This window comes from Arthrobacter sp. DNA4 (assembly GCF_024362385.1).
Classification (GTDB): domain Bacteria; phylum Actinomycetota; class Actinomycetes; order Actinomycetales; family Micrococcaceae; genus Arthrobacter.
The window spans coordinates 4237580-4254815 of the sequence record NZ_CP101466.1 but is presented as its reverse complement, the minus strand read 5'-3'; the positions used below and the strand labels follow the sequence as shown (position 1 = coordinate 4254815).

Annotated in this window: 14 protein-coding genes and 3 pseudogenes; 14 read left to right on the top strand and 3 right to left on the bottom strand. The window is 61.2% G+C overall.

The window, feature by feature from the left end; all coding sequences use genetic code 11:
* Window positions 1–10 precede the first annotated feature (10 nt).
* The 3 genes from NMQ03_RS19685 to NMQ03_RS19675 all read left to right on the top strand — a co-directional run bounded on the left by NMQ03_RS19685 (window position 11) and on the right by NMQ03_RS19675 (window position 2493).
* A complete protein-coding gene (locus tag NMQ03_RS19685; RefSeq protein ID WP_159629943.1) occupies window positions 11–646 on the top strand; it encodes a GntR family transcriptional regulator in 636 nt (211 codons plus the stop codon).
* Between the two features lie 332 nt (window positions 647–978).
* Entirely contained in the window at window positions 979–1893 is a 915-nt protein-coding gene (locus tag NMQ03_RS19680) for an intradiol ring-cleavage dioxygenase (RefSeq protein WP_255173609.1), read from the top strand.
* Between the two features lie 165 nt (window positions 1894–2058).
* Window positions 2059–2493 carry a hypothetical protein gene (locus tag NMQ03_RS19675; RefSeq protein ID WP_369693192.1) on the top strand — a complete coding sequence of 145 codons (435 nt, stop codon included), beginning with the start codon at window positions 2059–2061 and terminating at the stop codon, window positions 2491–2493.
* A 1-nt stretch (window position 2494) separates the two neighbouring features.
* On the opposite strand, the gene NMQ03_RS19670 is transcribed toward NMQ03_RS19675, so the two are convergent.
* A complete protein-coding gene (locus NMQ03_RS19670) occupies window positions 2495–3469 on the bottom strand; it encodes an alpha/beta fold hydrolase (RefSeq protein ID WP_255173608.1) in 975 nt (324 codons plus the stop codon).
* Between the two features lie 174 nt (window positions 3470–3643).
* Between NMQ03_RS19670 and NMQ03_RS19665 the strand changes: the two are divergent.
* From NMQ03_RS19665 to NMQ03_RS19650, 4 genes and pseudogenes are all read left to right on the top strand, one after another.
* Window positions 3644–4693 (top strand): annotated as a pseudogene (locus NMQ03_RS19665) (LLM class flavin-dependent oxidoreductase).
* A gap of 158 nt (window positions 4694–4851) precedes the next feature.
* Window positions 4852–5106, top strand: a pseudogene (locus NMQ03_RS19660) (chromosome partitioning protein ParB); the annotation flags it as partial.
* 71 nt (window positions 5107–5177) lie between these two features.
* Complete coding sequence (locus NMQ03_RS19655) at window positions 5178–6302, top strand: tyrosine-type recombinase/integrase (RefSeq protein ID WP_255175675.1); 1125 nt, start codon at window positions 5178–5180, stop codon at window positions 6300–6302.
* On the top strand, window positions 6299–8377 hold the full coding sequence (locus NMQ03_RS19650; RefSeq protein WP_255173607.1) for a tyrosine-type recombinase/integrase: 2079 nt from the start codon (window positions 6299–6301) through the stop codon (window positions 8375–8377). The genes NMQ03_RS19655 and NMQ03_RS19650 overlap by 4 nt, the downstream gene beginning before the upstream one ends.
* A gap of 169 nt (window positions 8378–8546) precedes the next feature.
* On the opposite strand, the gene NMQ03_RS19645 is transcribed toward NMQ03_RS19650, so the two are convergent.
* Entirely contained in the window at window positions 8547–8876 is a 330-nt protein-coding gene (locus tag NMQ03_RS19645) for a hypothetical protein (RefSeq protein WP_255173606.1), read from the bottom strand.
* 102 nt (window positions 8877–8978) lie between these two features.
* A complete protein-coding gene (locus NMQ03_RS19640) occupies window positions 8979–9629 on the bottom strand; it encodes an amidase domain-containing protein (RefSeq protein WP_255173605.1) in 651 nt (216 codons plus the stop codon).
* Window positions 9630–10177: 548 nt separating this feature from the next.
* Here NMQ03_RS19640 and NMQ03_RS21250 point away from each other — a divergent pair.
* The 7 genes and pseudogenes from NMQ03_RS21250 (at window position 10178) to NMQ03_RS19605 (ending at window position 17163) form a co-directional block, all read left to right on the top strand.
* A complete protein-coding gene (locus tag NMQ03_RS21250; protein ID WP_324643415.1) occupies window positions 10178–10300 on the top strand; it encodes a hypothetical protein in 123 nt (40 codons plus the stop codon).
* A 720-nt stretch (window positions 10301–11020) separates the two neighbouring features.
* Window positions 11021–11707, top strand: coding sequence for a site-specific integrase (locus tag NMQ03_RS19630; RefSeq protein WP_255173604.1), 687 nt, complete (start codon window positions 11021–11023; stop codon window positions 11705–11707).
* 124 nt (window positions 11708–11831) lie between these two features.
* Window positions 11832–14111: a site-specific integrase gene (locus NMQ03_RS19625; RefSeq protein WP_255173603.1), complete on the top strand. Its 2280-nt coding sequence runs from the start codon at window positions 11832–11834 to the stop codon at window positions 14109–14111.
* Window positions 14112–14867: 756 nt separating this feature from the next.
* Entirely contained in the window at window positions 14868–15263 is a 396-nt protein-coding gene (locus tag NMQ03_RS19620; protein WP_255173602.1) for a matrixin family metalloprotease, read from the top strand.
* Between the two features lie 45 nt (window positions 15264–15308).
* Window positions 15309–15872 (top strand): hypothetical protein, encoded by a 564-nt coding sequence (locus NMQ03_RS19615; RefSeq protein WP_255173601.1) that lies wholly within the window; start codon window positions 15309–15311, stop codon window positions 15870–15872.
* A gap of 233 nt (window positions 15873–16105) precedes the next feature.
* Window positions 16106–16444, top strand: a pseudogene (locus NMQ03_RS19610) (chromosome partitioning protein ParB); the annotation flags it as partial.
* A gap of 518 nt (window positions 16445–16962) precedes the next feature.
* Complete coding sequence (locus NMQ03_RS19605; RefSeq protein WP_255173600.1) at window positions 16963–17163, top strand: hypothetical protein; 201 nt, start codon at window positions 16963–16965, stop codon at window positions 17161–17163.
* The last annotated feature ends 73 nt before the right edge of the window (window positions 17164–17236 follow it).

Genomic DNA, 17236 nt, shown 5'->3' with positions numbered 1-17236 from the left:
AGAGGAAAAAGTGGCCAGTCCCATCCATCAGCGGCTCCGCGAGGACGTTCTCGCGAGTGTCTTTGCGCCTGACGAGCCGCTCACGGAGGCCAAGCTCACCGAGCGCTACGGGGCTTCCCGGACGCCCGTGCGGGAGGCGCTGCAGCGGCTGGAGCAGGACGGGCTGGTGGAACGGCGCGGCAAGGCGGTGGTGGTCCGCACGCATTCGGCCGAGGAGATCATCGACATCTACGAGTCGAGGATCATCTTGGAGCAGGCCGCGGCTGCCAAGGCCGCCGTCAAGGCAACCGCCCTGGACCGTCAGCTGCTCGCGGGGCTGCTGACGCAGATGCAGCAGCTGGATCCCAGCGACGGCCGGGCGCTCGCCGAAACCAACCGCGCCTTCCACGCCCAGCTGTGGCACGCCACGCACAGCCCGTCACTGATCGGGCTGCTGGAACGCCTGGACCAGCAGGTGCGCCGGTACACCCTCACCACCCTGACCTACCCGGGACGGTGGCCGGTGGTGCTGGCGGACTACGCCAGCCTGCTGGCCGCCATCGGGGACGGCGACTCCGGGCGGGCAGGGGAGATCGCCGCCCGCCACATGTCGGACGCCTTGGGCATCAGGCTGAAGATGTACGCCGAAGATCCCAGGACGCTCTAGGCCGCAGACGGCCGCGAGGCGCTCCTTTACAAGCCCGCCGGCAGATGTCCCTGCATACTCCATCGCAACAGGAAACCCGAAAGTCGGGCGCAGGGCATCAGCCGGTGCAAAGAGGCGGGGCAGGCTCCAATGGGCCTGCCCCGCCTCGCTTTTCCGTCGCCTTATGCGCCCGGCCGGCTTCGCTGGAACGGACGACGACGGCGGCGGGGCGGGTGCCGCCGTCGTACGTTCTGCGCGGGCTGGTTTCCCGTGGGGAAGCACCCGTCCGGACGCACAGCAACGGCACAGCAGCAACCGGCCCAGGGCATAGCCCCGTGCGGTTTCCTTGCATCATGACCACTTCACGCACACCCCGCCAGTCCGACCTTGACCAGCCGCACCCCGACCACGACCGGGGGCTGGAGTTCGACCTGAACACCCTGGTGAGCCGCAGGTCCCTCGGACTGTTCCTCGGCGCGGGCGGTGCGGTGGCCGCGCTCGCCGCCTGCACACCCGCCGCAACCACGGGCTCCACCGCGACGGCCACAACCACGGCGACGGCCGCCACGTCCTCCGCGTCGGCCACGGCCACGGACGCCGGCACCGCCACCCCGACGCTGACCCGGGCCATCGCTGAATGCGGCGTGGAAATCCCGCAGGAAACCGCGGGCCCCTATCCGGGGGACGGCTCCAACGGGCCGAACGTCCTGGAAGCATCCGGGGTGGTGCGCCGGGACATCACGTCGAGCTTCGGCACTGCCTCCGCGAAGGCCAAGGGCGTTCCGCTGACCTTCACCCTGACCCTCCTGGACAACGCCAACGGCTGCACCCCAATGGCCGGTGCCGCGGTATACGCCTGGCACTGCGACCGGGACGGAAAATACTCGATGTACGACTCGAGCCTGAAGAACGAGAACTACCTGCGCGGCGTGCAGGAAGCCGATGCCAACGGGCAGGTCACGTTCACGTCGATCTTCCCGGCCGCCTACTCCGGGCGCTGGCCGCACATCCACTTCGAAGTGTTCGAGTCCATGAACAATGCCACCGCTGCCGGGCAGGTATTGGCCGTCTCCCAGATCGCGCTGCCGCAGGCGGCCTGCGACGACGTGTACGCCACCCCCGGGTACGAGCGCAGCGTCACGAACATGACCCGCACCACGCTCAAGTCGGACAACGTGTTCGGGAACGACGGCGGCATCTACCAGCTGGCGACGATGACCGGTTCCGCCGCTGCCGGCTACACGGCCGGGCTCAACGTGACCATCTAGCGCGAAACGATCAACACGGACGACGACGGCGGCGAGGTGCGTGCCGCCGTCGAACCTTCCGTGGTGCTTCCGTCGGGAGAAAGCGCCCGGAATAAAGGCTCTGGCGGTACATAGCCGGGCGAACTATGCTCTCACGCATCACCCCCGCACGTTGTGAAGGGACTAATGATGAAACTGAGCCATATTCCCCTCCGCCTGGCGACCGGAGCCTTCATATTGAACGCCGGTTACAGCAAGCGGAACCTGGACAAGGACAGCGCAGCCCGTATGCAGGGCATGGGAGCCAAGGTGTACCCGCAGGTGGCCCGGATGGAACCGGAAAAGTTTGGAAAGCTGCTCAGCTACGCCGAGATGACCCTGGGCGCGGCACTCCTGTCGCCGTTCGTGCCGAGCCGGCTGGCGGGGCTGGGCCTTGGCCTCTTCTCCGGATCGCTTCTGACCATGTACCGAAGAATTCCGGAGATGACCCTGGAGGACGGGATCCGGCCCAGCCAGCAAGGCACCGTGCTGGCGAAGGACGTCTGGATGTTCGGGATCGCCCTCGCGCTGATCCTGGACCGGAACCGTACTAAGGGCTCCTCCGTGAGTCGAGCGGCTTGATTCAAAGTGCAGCTGACTGTGTGGGGGAGTCCTGCCGCTGGGTGACGCGCTGGATGAACTCGACCGTCTCGCGCTCCGTCTCAGCGCGGGTGGTGGGTTCGTTGTGCACCTCATGCCGGACGCCGGGGAAGACGCGGGTGCGGACGTCCGCGTGGCCCGAATCCGCCAGGCGGTTGGCCACGTGGTAGGCGCCTTCGCCGTAGTTGGTCACCGGGTCCTGGTCGCCGGCGAGGATCAGGACGGGGAGTTCGGCGGGGAGCTGTTTGTACCAGTCGTCGGAGGTGACCTGGTCGTAGAGGTCCACGAAGCCCTGAAGGAAGCGGGCGCTGAGCGGTGCGCCGAAGTTGTTGAAGGGGTCCCGGCCGTGGTCGGTGACGACGTCGGCGTCCAGTGCCACCCAGGCGGTGGGGCCCGCGCCTTCACCGAAGCGGCCCAGGAAGCCGTCGAACAACTGGGCCACCAGCTCCTCGGGCGCGGGTTCCGCGCCGCGCTCGCCGGAGGCAAGCCGCGCCAGTTCGGGCCGGTCGATCATTTTCTCGATGCCGCGCATTTGGGCGGCGATGCCGCAGAGGATCAGGCCGGAGAGCTGGGTCCGCGGGTCCACGGCCATGCCGCGGGCGATCATGGAGCCCCAGCTGTGGCCGAACACCACATAGGGAAGCTGGGGAAGTGCCTCCCTGGCCTTGGCCTGGAGGGTGACCTCGTCCGCGACCACCACGCTGGCGGCGTCCTCGCCGGCGTCGCCCCAGGTGCCCTGCTGCATGGCCGTGCGCCCGTGGCCGGAGTGGTCGCCCGCCACCACGATGAAGCCGGCGTCCACCAGGATGGAGATGAGGTGGAGGTAGCGGCGGGAGTGCTCGCCGAGCCCGTGGATCAGCTGCACGATGGCCTTGGGCTGCCCGATGGGTTCGTAAACCCAGGCTTGGATGGTGTCGCGGCCATTGGCGGACGTGAACTCGATTTCCTGCAGTGACATATGTTCCTCCCGTGCCTGCGCCGTCGCTGGCTCGTGGTGAGCCTAACGTCTTGGTGGACGGCGCCGTCAAGGTCGTCTTTGCATGCGGCGCCGGGCCGCGGGACATGTTGGTTCATGCTGTGTCTAAGCGCCTAGTCTGAACACCAGCCACGTCCCCGGATCCTGGAGGAAGCCATGCCGCAGCCCGACCGTCCTTTGCGCAAACTTGGCTTCCTCACCATTGGGCTGTTTGATCCTCTTGATCCAGCTGCTGGGCATGAGTCCACGCTGCAGATCATTGAGCTGGGGGAGCGGCTGGGGTACGACAGTGCCTGGCTGCGCCACCGGCACCTGCAGTTCGGGATCTCTTCCCCTGTGGCGGTGATGGCTGCTGCCAGCCAGCGGACCTCCCGGATCTAGCTGGGAACTGCCGTGACGCCGCTGGGCTGGGAGAACCCGCTGCGACTGGCCGAGGACCTGGCCACCGTGGACCTGCTCGCTGGCGGACGGATCAATCCTGGCGTGAGTGTGGGGGAGCCGATGCAGTACGACACGGTGAAGCAGGAGCTGTACCCGGATACTGCTGATGTGGAGGACTTCAGCTACGCCCGGGTGGAGCGGTTTGCGCGGCTGGTGGCGGGGGAGCCGGTGCGGGAGTTCTCCGGCAAGCAAGGCGTGGTGGAGGAGTTTTCCAACCGGGTGGAGCCGCATTCGCCAGGGCTGCGGGACCGGCTTTGGTACGGGGCTGGCAGCACGAAGTCAGCGGTGTGGGCCGGTTCGAACGGCTTCAACCTGCTCTCCAGCAGCGTGATCTTTCCGGACAAGGGCCAGGAACCGGACTTCGCCCTGGTCCAGCAGTCGCAGATCCGGGCGTTCCGCGAAGCGGCTGCTGCGGCCGGACATTCCGGGGCCCGGGTGTCGCAGGGGCTGGTGGTGATCCCGACTGACTCTGCTTCTCCTGCACAGCGGGAGAAGTACCAGCGGTATGTCGAGGAACGCACTCCGCGGACTGCCGCTCCGCAGGGGCCGCGGGGCATGATGTTCGCTCCGGATCTGATCGGAACCAGCGAGGAGATCGCTGAGCAGCTGTATGGTCACGCCGGTTTCCAGGAGGTGGATGAGGTGGCGTTCGCGCTGCCCTTCAGCTTCGACCACGAGGAGTACGTTCAGATCTTGACCGATATAGCAGGGAAGCTGGGGCCGGCCTTGGGCTGGGCTCCAAGAAATGGCAGCGCGGCGTCGTAGGCATCCAGGGTGATCGACAAGCCCGCACAGGAAGCTGTTTCTTGCAGTGCAAAGGCGGGGCAACCTGAACGGGAAGATCAAGTAAACGAAGATCGCGATGCGTCGGTGAAGGCGGCTGCTAGAGCGAGGTGGAGAAGCATCCGCGACAAGAGAACCGAAGCCCCTAGGAAGTAGAATGCATGCTCGCGCGGGTGGTCGAGAACATCCAACGCTCCGCGTTGACCGAGGCAGACGAAGCCGAGGCCTACCACCAGCTCTCCCTGATCGGCGTGTCAGCGGCGCAGATCGCCAAGAAAACCGGGCGGACTAAGATCACCGTCGAGGACGCCCTGAAGGCCAAGTCCACCACCGCCGGGGACGCCGCCCTGGGCAGGAGTTGCACCATCGAAGAAGCCCTGATTCTGGCCGAATTCTTTCTTATGTGGACACTGCGCGCCTCTCAGTCGAGTGGGCTGAGGGGTGTTGCACTGGAAAGGTGACGCAGATGCGGGTTGTAACGACCAAGTCATCCGGGACGGTTTCCGCCGTGATGCTTCTGGATCCTGACGGGGCAGCGGTGGTCCCTGTCTGCAGGTTCCTGCAACACATCCTGGACTCCGGAGGCAGCCCGAACACTGCCGCTGCATACGGTTTCGACCTAAAGAACCTGTTTGAATTCCTCGAGGAAACCGACACGGACTGGGAAGATTTCCGTCCCGCTGTAGCTTTGCAGTTCCTGGGCTGGCTTAGGCGGCGTCCAAGCCGGAGGCCAGCTCAGCGGCTTGGTCTTGCCATGACTGGCCCCGAGGGCCGGCTACTGGCTCCGGCCACTGTTGCCCGTGTGCTGGCTGCCGTATCAAGTTTTTACGAGTGGGCCATTGTCGCCGAGATGTTCGACGCCGAAAATCCCATGCGACGGCAACCTGACCGGGCATGGGCCATGGTGAGAGAGCGGCACCGTCCCTTCACTGGCGGTGCAAGCAGGCAGCAGCCGATGAGGCGACAGATCAGGGTCAAGCTGCCGCTTAGACTGCCCCGCCCCTTGGCAATACGGGAAGTCGAGGCCCTGCTGAACAGCATGACCTGCCTGCGGGATCTGGCCATGGTCCTGCTGATGCTTGACGGGGGACTGCGCCCAGGGGAGGTGTTAAGCCTGCACCTTGAGGACGTCTCGTACGGACGTCGGCGCGTCACCATCCGCAAACGCGATGACCATCCACGTGGCGCGAGGGGGAAATCCCGCCAGGAACGCGTCGTTGATGTCTTGGAACCCCGAACCCTGGACGCCGTGAACCGGTATGTCATGCGCGAACGCCCGTCCCAGTCAAAGAGCCCCTTTCTCTTCCTGGTCGGCGGCCGCGGTGCCCGATCGTGTGAGCCGCTTTCGTACGACGCGTTGGTGCGGATGTTCGCTCGCCGGCTGAGCATGCTCGGATTGCGGGCACCTGAGAAGACCCCGCATGCCTTGCGTCATACACACGCGACCCTGATGTGGGAAGCGGGCATGCGGGAGTTGGCACTCCAACAACGTCTGGGCCACGCTTCGCCGGAGTCGACCAGGATTTACACCAGGGTGTCGGATTCTCAGGTCCGCGATGAGTATCGCGCCGCCTTGGGTGCCCTCCAATGAACACTGCAAGCGTAACGGCACGGATAACCGCTCCTACTGCACGCCGCCATGCTACGGAGGCGGAGTACAGTGCGTGGGTCAAGGCGTTTATCCCGCACTACGCCGCCCGCTACGAGCGGATGGCGTCCTATCGTCGATTTGTTCAGGCGTGGCCTGATCTGGAGGAATGGTTCCAGGCGCCTCTTCTTGTTCGTGCCGGCTTTACCGGTGGACCCCTTCGCGCAAATGGGCGCACGGCTACATTCGATGCCAGTGGGTATTTGGTCTATCTGGCCCTCGTGCGCGGCGTTGGGCTGGGGTATGAGTTCCTTTTTGTCCGTAAGTACGCCCGACTTTTCAGCGTTCAAGCGGGCGGAAAGGGGCTCGGAGTGGACTTGGATCTCTTTGAGTCCCACGTAACGAAGCTGGATGAGTTGGGATACATCCCAGAATCTGCGCGTTCGAACCTCACCTGGGCAATCGGTCGTCTCCTGCTTCATCGTGGTGACCCCGACATCACGGCAATCACTGCCGGGGACTTATTTGCTATGGCAGAGCAGATACGGGCCTTTGGTCAGCGGGAGGATTTCGCCCAGCTCCGGGCAGCTCTCTATCAGAAGTCCCCTTGGCAAATGACGGGTGAGAACGCCGGGGAACGCTTCACCAAAGCCCATTTGGCGAAAGTCCACTGTCTGCACGTCCTGCTGTTCAACATCGGGCAGGTCACCAGCCCGCCGACTTCTGGCACGAGACGCAGAAAGGGGTGGGAGGAAAACTTGCTCCCGGAACCCTGCCCACCCCGGATACGGGCAGTCGTTGAGCGCTATCTTTCCACCCGTCTTGAGGCCCAGTTGGACCGCCCTCAGACGGTCCGGATCGCCAGGGAGGGCTTGCGGCGTTTCGTGAACTGGCTCGGACGGGAACACCCAGAAGTCATATCCCTGGCCCAGCTGGATCGGACCTTGGTTGAGGAATACCTCCGCTGGTTACCCACCTACACGAGTCAGACCACAGGGCAACCGCTGCAGGTGACCACCCGCAAGCATGAGATCAATGCCATCGGGGCGTTCTGTCGCGATACGAGCATGTGGGGCTGGGACGATGTTCCAGGTGGACCGCTGCTCACTACCCGGGACGCGCCTCGCCGACTGGAGACGGTTCCCCGTTACCTGCCCCGGCACGAGCTCGACTCCTTGATGGCCGCGATAGAAGGACTTACCGACCCGTTGCAGCGGACAGCGTTGCTGCTGCTGAGGTGGTCCGGTGCACGACGGGACGAAATCCGGCGGCTTACGTGGGACTGCCTTGACGCCTATGCCAGCGGCCACCCGAGACTGCGGATTCCGGTCGGGAAAGGTCACTCTGAACGCCTCATCCCGCTGCACCCTGACGCGGCCCTTTCGCTGCAGGAGGCAATCAATCAGGCCAAGGCGATGAAGGCAGTGGCGCGGCGTGATGCCACCACGGGCCGGCTGGAGAACTACATCTTCGTCCGCAAGGGCAAACTCCTGTCATCGGCGACCCTCTTCGATGACGCCTTCGAGAAGGCGTGCACAGCTGCCGGCCTCGTCGATTCCAAGGGAACCAGGACCGTTAGCGCACACAGGCTTCGCCACACCCTCGGCACGCAGCTCGCCGAGGGAGGAGCGCGGATTCAAACCATCATGACGATCCTGGGCCACAAGAGCGCCTCGATGTCGATGATCTACAGCCGGATCTCCGACCCCGTAGTGCGTCGCCAGTATGAGGAAGCATTGGCGTCAGGTAACCGGATTGCTGGCCCAGCGGCGGAAGCTCTGATAACTGGAAAGCTTGACGACGAATCCATTCATTGGCTTCAAACTAACTTCCTCAAAACCGAACTCGAGCTCGGCCACTGCCTGCGACTGCCAGCAGAAGGGCCATGCGAATGCGAATTGATGCTCACCTGCCCAAAATTTCTCACCACCACCGAATACGCACCAAGGCTACGGGCGCGGCTTGAACGACAGGAAGAACTCATTGCGGATGCTGAGGTCCGCGGCTGGCCTCGAGAAGTCGAACGCCATAGGGCCGCCCAGGAAAGGATTCGAGCTCTACTCCAGGATTTGGCCTGACGTCGAGTGGTATCGAGAGTGCCATTCACAGTTGGTGGAGGCGAAATGGAGTGACCACGACAATGCGCGCAGGGCTTGGCAGCCTGCGCGCATTGTCTGTGGGTGAAAGCGTGCTGCGGCCTTGGATAGCGGGGCCAACGTCGGCTACGGGCTTTGGTGACGAGCTGGCCTACGGTGAGGTTGAAGCGGCTGGGGACTTAGCAGGCCCAGCTGTTCCTAGTGCCACCTGCCACCTGGCTTCGCTCCAGTCGAGTTCAAATGAAACTTCATGTCCCTGGCTATCCGTAGCTGTGACGATGTAGTTGTCAGGTGCGCCGTGATGCTCTTGGTACTCAACTTTTGAAGTTGCTGGATCGAGCTTCTTGGCGTCGGCAATGAGAGCATCAGCTCCTGCTTCTCGCCCCTGCATTTCTAGCAGAGCGAGATCGAGTAGCTTTTGCCGGTCGCCTTCCTTCGCTGCGTCGATAACTTTCTCGGCAGTTGAATTCCGCTGTCCCATGTCCGGGTCGAAAGTCTTGTCGCAGCCGCTGAGCGTAACGAGTACTGCTACGGCGGCTGAGAGGGCGATCGATCTTGACGTTCGCATGTTTGCACCAATTCTCTAAGTCCGGAGGCCATACCAGGTTGCGTATGGGAACGATGCATAGAGATCCCACACGCTTCTGTCGAGCACGTCGTTGGTAGGGTAGCTCACCCGAATATCGCGTGTGCCAGCGCTCCATGGTGAGTAAGTAACGAACATGGAATGGTCAACGTCGGGGGTTCCTTCGGGCCAGTGCACTTGCAGCACGTCGGCGGGACCAAGGTCGTTTAGATAGCTGAGGTATGTCACGCGGCCTTGTCCGACAGCGAAATTATGAAAGTTCTGTGCCCCTGTCCACGAGTAGGTCTGGTTTGCCCAGTCGTACCACCAGCTACTGTCATATTGGTACCAGCCCCCCTGGTCCTGCCAGCCCCCTGCCTTTAGCGACTGGGAAACGAAGTTCTGGCAGTCGTTGCCGAATTGCCTGTAAGCCCCATTCCGGCCCAGAGCCCAAGATCGGGCATAGTTGACCATCGCGGTGTAGTCGTAACCCGCCATCAAAGAAGGTGTTGTGGCGCCTGTCTTGGGGCCAACGGCTGGCTTGGTCTCCGGAACATGATCATTTGGCGCGACAGCCTTCGCTGGGGTTGCCACTCGGCCTGTGCCGATCTTCAGAGCAGCTTGTGAACCAGGAGGATTCTTGGCGTATGCGAGTTGTTCTGCGCTCACAACCGTTGATGGCGGGGTCCCGTTAGGTGACTTAGGTTTGATATTGTCAATGACCCACCCGTTATCGGCCTTGGTGAACTCAACAACCTGCTCGTAAATGTAGGTCTGTGGAGGTCCGCACTAATATGTCTAGTTTTTGTCACGATTCGTCCCCCTCAACGATCTTCGTTGACCGCCTCCCCCCATGAAAGGCTGATTGAAAAATAGCACTGAATAATGGCCTGCGGGGCGTTTCGTAAAAACTAATTTATTTTCATCTCAAGAGTTCCATTTTCAGCCCTCTGAGCTGTCCCGGAAATCCAGGACCAGACCCTGAAGGATCGGCTCGTGCTGGATGACCCTGCCTTTCAACCAGTGATCTGCGCCGATGACGCGCACCGGGAGTGAGCGGACACGAATGCCTTGTCATAATCAGATCCTTGGAATTTCCCGGTTGTCCAGATAATTGAAGACGACCCCGACGCGACCGAGGAACTTGAATCAGTCCTCGCCGACGAACCCGACATGCCGCGCTGATCGCCGAACTCGAAGGCTAGGGCAAGACCATCGTGGAGGACGCGGGCCGCTACGCCGATGAAGACGCCCTGTACGTCTCGGCCGCGAACCGGGCCAACGGTGAACCTGCGACCGAGGACGAGGCCAACGCCTACGTCATCCAGCGCAATTGGTAAGGCCACCACTCCGCCAGACCAGTCATCAACGGGTGGAAAGAACTCGGCTTCACCCCGCGCCACGAACGCTACGACGGCGGCCGACAGGCACAGTCCGGCCCCATGACCGAGGAACAGAAAGCCGAGCGGAAGACCCTGATCGCCAACAACAAGGCGATGGAATCCGTCCTGTTAACTGAACTTCATCGTAGAGTCTGGATCAGGGTTCTCCGGAGAGGTGGTTCTCGTGGACGAAGTGCGGCTCAAACTACTCGAGGGACAGATTGGCCTTATGGCGATAGGCGTAGTGGTCCCAAGAACGGAGGGCCTCTTGCCCTACGTCGTCATCGACGACAAGGGGCAAGAGATCGAGGACTTCTCAGTGTTCCTCCGTGATCTCGTTCTGAGCGATATGAGCCCTTTGACCGTGCGCTCTTACGGTAATGACTTGCTCAGGTGGTGGCGTGTTCTTGGTCTGCTCGGCGCTGGATGGGAGCAGGCGACTCGTGCGGAGGTCGAGGTCCTTGTGGGGTGGATGCGGTCCGCTGTGAATCCTCAGCGGCGGGGGACCGGTAGCCGGGGGAGGAATTCGCGCACAGGTAAGCGTCCCTTGCCCGGGGGCTATGCTCCGGCAACGATCAATCACGCCCTTACGGTGCTTTCGTCCTTTACTCCTACCACGCACGATTCGGTCGTGGACCCCTGATAAACCCGGTCCCTGAGGCTGCCGGGCGGAGACGCATGGTTCATCACGGCCGGACGGAAACAGCGCCACGGGCGAATCGGGCTCCTTTGCGGCAGAAGAAGTCCGAATGGCTGCCCCGTTCCATCCCGGATGACCTTTTCGAAGATTTGATGGAGGCTCTGCGGACTAACCGTGATCGTGCCCTGGTGAGTATGTATGTGTCCTCCGGCGCCCGGGCGAGTGAGCTGCTCGGCGTCCACGGTGATCAGATCGACTGGGCCGGGCAACGCGTATGGGTCGTATCTAAAGGATCCCGTGTCCTGGAACCGGTGCCTGTCTCACCGGAATCCCTGCAGTATCTGACCTTGTACTTCCATGAGCACGGAGTTCCGAGGCCAGATGAATTGATCTGGCGGGCGCTCCATGGCAAACCGCGGCCGTTGACATATCACGCTGCCCGCCGGATGCTGCAACGGGTGAATGGCGTGCTGGGTACAGATTGGTCACTGCATGACTTCAGGCACACGACTATCAACCGCATGGTCTCTGACCCGAATCTGACCTTGCCTGAAATCATGGCCGTGAGTAAGCACCGACAAGTCTCCTCGATGGCTCCCTATTTACGCCCTCGGGTCGATGAGGTCTTCCAAAAAGTACAAGAGCACATGGCCTCTCCACGGCCTCAATCAACGCTGACCCCGGGCTACGACCCCGACGATTTCTCAGTGGTGTTCGGTGCCTAAGGCCCTCAAGCGGCCACAACAGCGGCCGGTAAACGCAGCTGTTCCCGGCAGAACCCGGAACCAAACCGTCATCATCGCAGCTCCTGCGCCGAGACCGGAAATTCCGCCATGGCCTCGCGGTGACTTGGACACGGCAAGCCCCGAGAGCATCATCGCCTTGACGGACACGATATGGCCGCGCAAGCAGCCACGTGAATCACTGCGCCACCACGGGCTGAAATGGCTGCTGTCCTATCTCGTGAGGCACTCCGGACGGACCTGGCAGGAGAAATGGATCTCGTCGGGGTTCAATGATGGTCACCGCAAAATACGCGAGCTGACCACGGGAAACTTCCGTCTGGACGGCGAGCTGGGGCATTCTCTGATGCTGCTGTGCTGCCTGCGTGTCATTCGCCCTTCGCTGGAAGCCTTCAAAATCAACTCGTTCGTCCGCTACCACGAGCATTTTGAGCAAGCACAAAACGATTCCGATCTGGACCGCTTCCTTGCCCTGGTTGAACAGCAGGACACATCTGATCACTTCAAACGCTGCGCCCGGATGGATGTGGCATCAGCACTGACGACCCAGGGAATCCGGTTCGCTGACCTGAGCGCGGAAGCATTGCTGCACTACGCCATCGCCACGCGCGAGGGCGGCTGGGGCGGCGGGTATGAAACTCACGTCGGTTACCTTGCCTGGCGGGTGATGTCCGAATCCGGGCACTTTCCCGCCCAGGTCCCGCCAACTCTCCGCGCGGCGATGCGATCCCCGGCCCAGACGCCGGCTGAGTTGGTCGACAAGCACAGCGTCACTAATCCGGACATCCGCGACGTCTTCGTTGCCTACCTGACCCGGCGCAGCCACGACATCGACTACGCCACCTTACGGGACCTTTCAGAAGACATTTGCGGGAAGTTTTGGACAGGCCTCCAAAAGATCAACCCCGGCCAAGCGACCTTCGTCATCTCACAAGAGAACTACGAAAGCTGGCGGGCGGTTGTCGCTGTCCGCCGCGATGGAAAGCCACGCCTTCAGCTCGAAGCCGTCATGACGAATATCAGGGCCTTCTATCTCGACCTGCAGGGCTGGGCGGCCGAAGAACCAGAACGCTGGGCCCGATGGGTAGCGCCGTGCCCGATCGCTGGCAGAGAGACCCGGACGCTGGGCAAAGCCGCCCGCCGCGCAAAAGAACGCATGGACGCTAGGATCCGCCTCCTCCAGCCAGTACTCCCGGCATTCATCGCCGCCGCCACAGAACGCAAAGATCACTTCCAGGAACTTCTGAAAGTCGCCGGCGAAACCCGCAAAGACGAGATCATTACCGTCGGCGGCAAACAGTATCAACGCCTCTACACCGAGGGCGACGCCAGGCACCGCCGCTTCCATGGAGTATCGAACGTCCGCGTGCTCGACCTGTCCACCAACCGCAAGATCAATGTGACGTTCACCGAGGATGGCGTGTTTTGGCAGTGGGCGGCTGTTGAGACCTTGAGGCATACCGGCCTCCGGTGCGACGAACTGCTGGAACTATCGCAGCTGAGCATCCGTCAATACATCCGGCCGAACGGCGAAATCGTCGCACTCCTGGTCGTCGCTCCCTCAAAAAATGATCGGGAACGAGTCATCCCCATGAGCCCCGACCTTTTCCACGTTATCGCCACCATCATCCGGCGCCTGACCAGGAACAGGGAGAACGTGCCACTGGCGACCCGCTTCAACCCATCGGAAAGAGTCACCAGCGAGCCGCTGCCGTTCCTCTTCCAACGCACGATCGGACAACGCACCGAGGTAATCAACGCGGGAACGCTCCGAGATGAACTGGCCAAACTCAGCGACGCCGTCGCCCTCGACCATCCCGAGCTGGGCGGTTGCCGGTTCACACCGCACGATTTCCGCCGTCTTCTGGCCTCTGACCTGGTCAATAACGGCCTACCCATCCACATCGGCGCCGCACTTCTGGGACACCTCGATATTCAAACAACCCACGGTTACGTCACGGTCTTCCGGGAAGACGTCGTTAGGCACTACCAAAAACACCTCGCCGAGCGGCGCGCCGCCCGTCCAGCACGGGAATACAAGGCTCCAAGCAGGACCGAATGGGCTGAGTTCGAAGAACACTTCGACAAACGCAAAGTGGAGCTCGGGGACTGCGCACGACCCTACGCCACCCCGTGCGAACACGAGCACGCCTGCATCCGATGCCCCATGCTCCACGTGAAGCCTGACATGGTCTCCCGGCTCGACGAGATCCACATCGATCTCATAGCGCGCCGCGAGCTGGCCCACGCGAAAGGCTGGCTGGGGGAGATAGAAGGCATCGAGCTAACCATGCAGTTCCTCAAACAGAAACGCGCCGACGCTCAAAGACTCGGTGGGTTCGGGCAGACGATGCTAGGTATCCCAACAATCCGATCTGAGAAGTAGCTAATTCGCCGCGCCAGGGGGCGGAGCTGGCCCAAAAATCTCCGATACTCGGCACAGACCCATATACGGGTTCAACACTCGGCAAGCTGGTTCGGGCAACCGCCGGCGAGCCCAGTGAACCTCTGGATGCTCTCCAGGCTAGAGGTGTCAGGGATCGAGGCGTTCACTCACGAACTGCAGTCATGTAAAGATTCGACTGAATATTTTTAAAGCTATTGTGCCGCGGCATCCAGTGGAATATTCTCACCCCATATCTCATACAGAGGTATCCGGGGGGAAATTGGGGGAGAACATTTCAGGCAACGATGCCGGATAAACGCGTGTAATTCGCAAGAATCCTCTGCTTCAGGGGGATGGCCAGAGCTACTACGCCGAGATCCAGCCTTCGAGACGAAGCTGGTCCATGCACTCATCGACCTCGAACTTATGGGGTATCCAGAACTTATTGATGTCTGCTGATTGCGGAACTTGTTGGATTCAATTCCACCTAAATTCCATTTGTTGGGCCATATTTGCCTGCCTGCCAGAAGTGAGGCACCCACTGCACCCGTCTTCATTTGAGGAAGGAATTATGCACGTGGCAATCAGAAACAAGCGTATTTTGGGCCTAAGAGGGATGGCAGCCGGATTGGCGATATTTCTGGTATCAGTACTGGGATGAGTCCGGCTCAGGCCTACTCACTTGAAGGGGTCCGATGGGAGAACACGCCCACCAGCGGGTGCTGCGCCTACATCAGCGTGCAGTATCAGCCGAACATGTACGGCATTAATATCACCGGCTGGGACAACGGGCGCTGGGCGTGGAATGCCAGCCCGGACAACCTCTATCTGAACGCGGGTAGTGGTGCGCTGACTGTCGACGACGCTTACAGCTCTACCGTCGGCTGGGACGGTATTACCTATTACGCCTGGCACGGGTGTTCAACCGGGAACTGTTTCAGCTATGCCAATGCCTATTTGAACTATTACTACACGTCGGGGTATTCGGCAGCCACCATTCAGGGAGTCGCCGCGCACGAGTTGGGGCATGCAATCGGACTTGCTCACACTAATGGCTGCGTTTTGATGACTCCCAACACACCCACGCGTAATTCCTGCGGGATTTACATGCCCACCGCGGATGACAACAACGGCTCCGTTGCCCTGTACTAACACGATCGACCCAAGAGGATGATGAAAATTATGAAGACTCACTCCATGAGGATGCTGGTGACCGGGACGGCATCAGCAATGGTCGCTATCGCTGCTGTCTCAGGCCTGGTCGGCTGTTCGAGCACACCGGGAAACACAAGTGCGACTACATCTGCCCAAACGGTCGGAATGGACGCCAGCTGGGCTGAGGCCTACAACAACCTGGGCGATCTCAAGGCGCATAGTGCGGTCGCGGTCCGGGGCAGCTTTACGCGCGTCATCGGACAGTCAAGCATCAAGACCATTCCGGTTACTGATTTCGAATTTACCGTTGAACAGGTGGTCCACGACCCGGGAAATATTGTGGCTGTTGGAGCGAAACTGACCGTACGCCAGACTGGCGGACTCGTGGATGGCGTCCTTCACCAAACCGATGATGACCCGCTGTTCAAGGTTTCAGAACAAGCCGTCTTGTTCCTGAAGCAACCCGAACCCGGCCTCTTTTACGTGATTGGAGGACCGTCGGGAAGATTTGAGGTTGCCAACGGCAAGGTCACCCCATTCGCTCCTGGTGGGGTGAAATTCACCGGGACAACCGCAGAATTTGCAGCTGCGGTAAGAAACTCCTAACCGCCGGAACCACAAGGCCTGACCATGCCCCCGACAACAAAGAGTCAGGGGTATGGTCAGGCTCCACAGGACAATTTCGCGTGCGACTGCCCTTGACCGACCCGGCTCGAGGCAAGCAGTCACACGACCAGAAAGCCCCGTTCTCAAGACCCGTTTGATGGCTGCAGAAAGTGATATGTCGCTGCGCCTGAGCCGAATCCATGCCGGTTGCAAAGTGCAGAGAAGCTGGTGTCGTGCGCCGGGAGTTCGTGAAGAACCTGCTGGCTCGGAAGCAGGCACCCAAGGGCTGGCACTACTTCACGGTCCACGCCATCACCCACCACCCCGAAACCGCCAGCGGCTACCAGGGCGAAGTCGCCGCCGACATGATCGGAGCCAAAACTGAAGACAAGGCAGGACGCTGGGGCTGGAACCCCCTCCGCGACCACGTCGCCAACACTACCGCCCGGCCCGAGTTCTCCATGATCGCCTTGATCTGCGCAGGGTACGAAAAGACCATCGCCAAGGACACATGGCGGTCACCGCACCAAAGCCACCGTGACTACCTCAACCGGCTGGTCACGTGGGGATATGTTGACCGGACTAACGCAGCGTCACCTCCCTCGCGTAGGCAAACGATCACTGACGGGAACGACGGCTGCCTCCCGGGCCAAGGAGATGTCACTGCTCTGCAGCAGCATGAATCACGTGAAGTAAGGACCTGTCAGACCCTGAGGGTTGATAGCTCGGACGACTGAGCCAATGGAGGCTGCAGTATGGGTATTCAGAATCACGGCATTGTTGTTGGCCTTCGGTCCGTTGGCAGCGTTAAAGCCTTGCCAGTTTCGCCGTACTGGGAAGTGTTAGACGCTGACGAAGCGCGAGTTCCCAGTGTGGAGCGGTATCTGCAGGATTTCTGGGCTCGGGCACTTCCGCAGTTTCCTCGACAGGCGCAGGGCGATGCGGCCTGCCGATGATTACATCGAACCTACAGACGCCGAAATCAGCGAGTTTTACGAGCACTTCAAAAAGCGAAAGGTTGAACTCGGCAGTTGCGGACGGGCCTATGGGACACCTTGCATACACGAACATTGCCTGCATCAGATGCCCCATGCTGCGCCCCGATCCAACACAACGAGCCCGGCTCGAAGAACTTATAGAAGCCCTTCGGATACGGAAGATAGAAGCCGAAGATCGCGGCTGGCTGGGCGAACTCGAAGGTATAGAGATCAGCCTCGAAGCAGCGCAGGAAAAAATAAGCCAGATGGTCAGACAAGTATCGCTTGGAATGCCGGTTGTCCCCTCATTGTGAGGTGCGAGGTCCGCGAACGGTCAATACAGCTAAAACTGACGGTAGGCGCCGATACTGTTTAGTCATCTGGCCC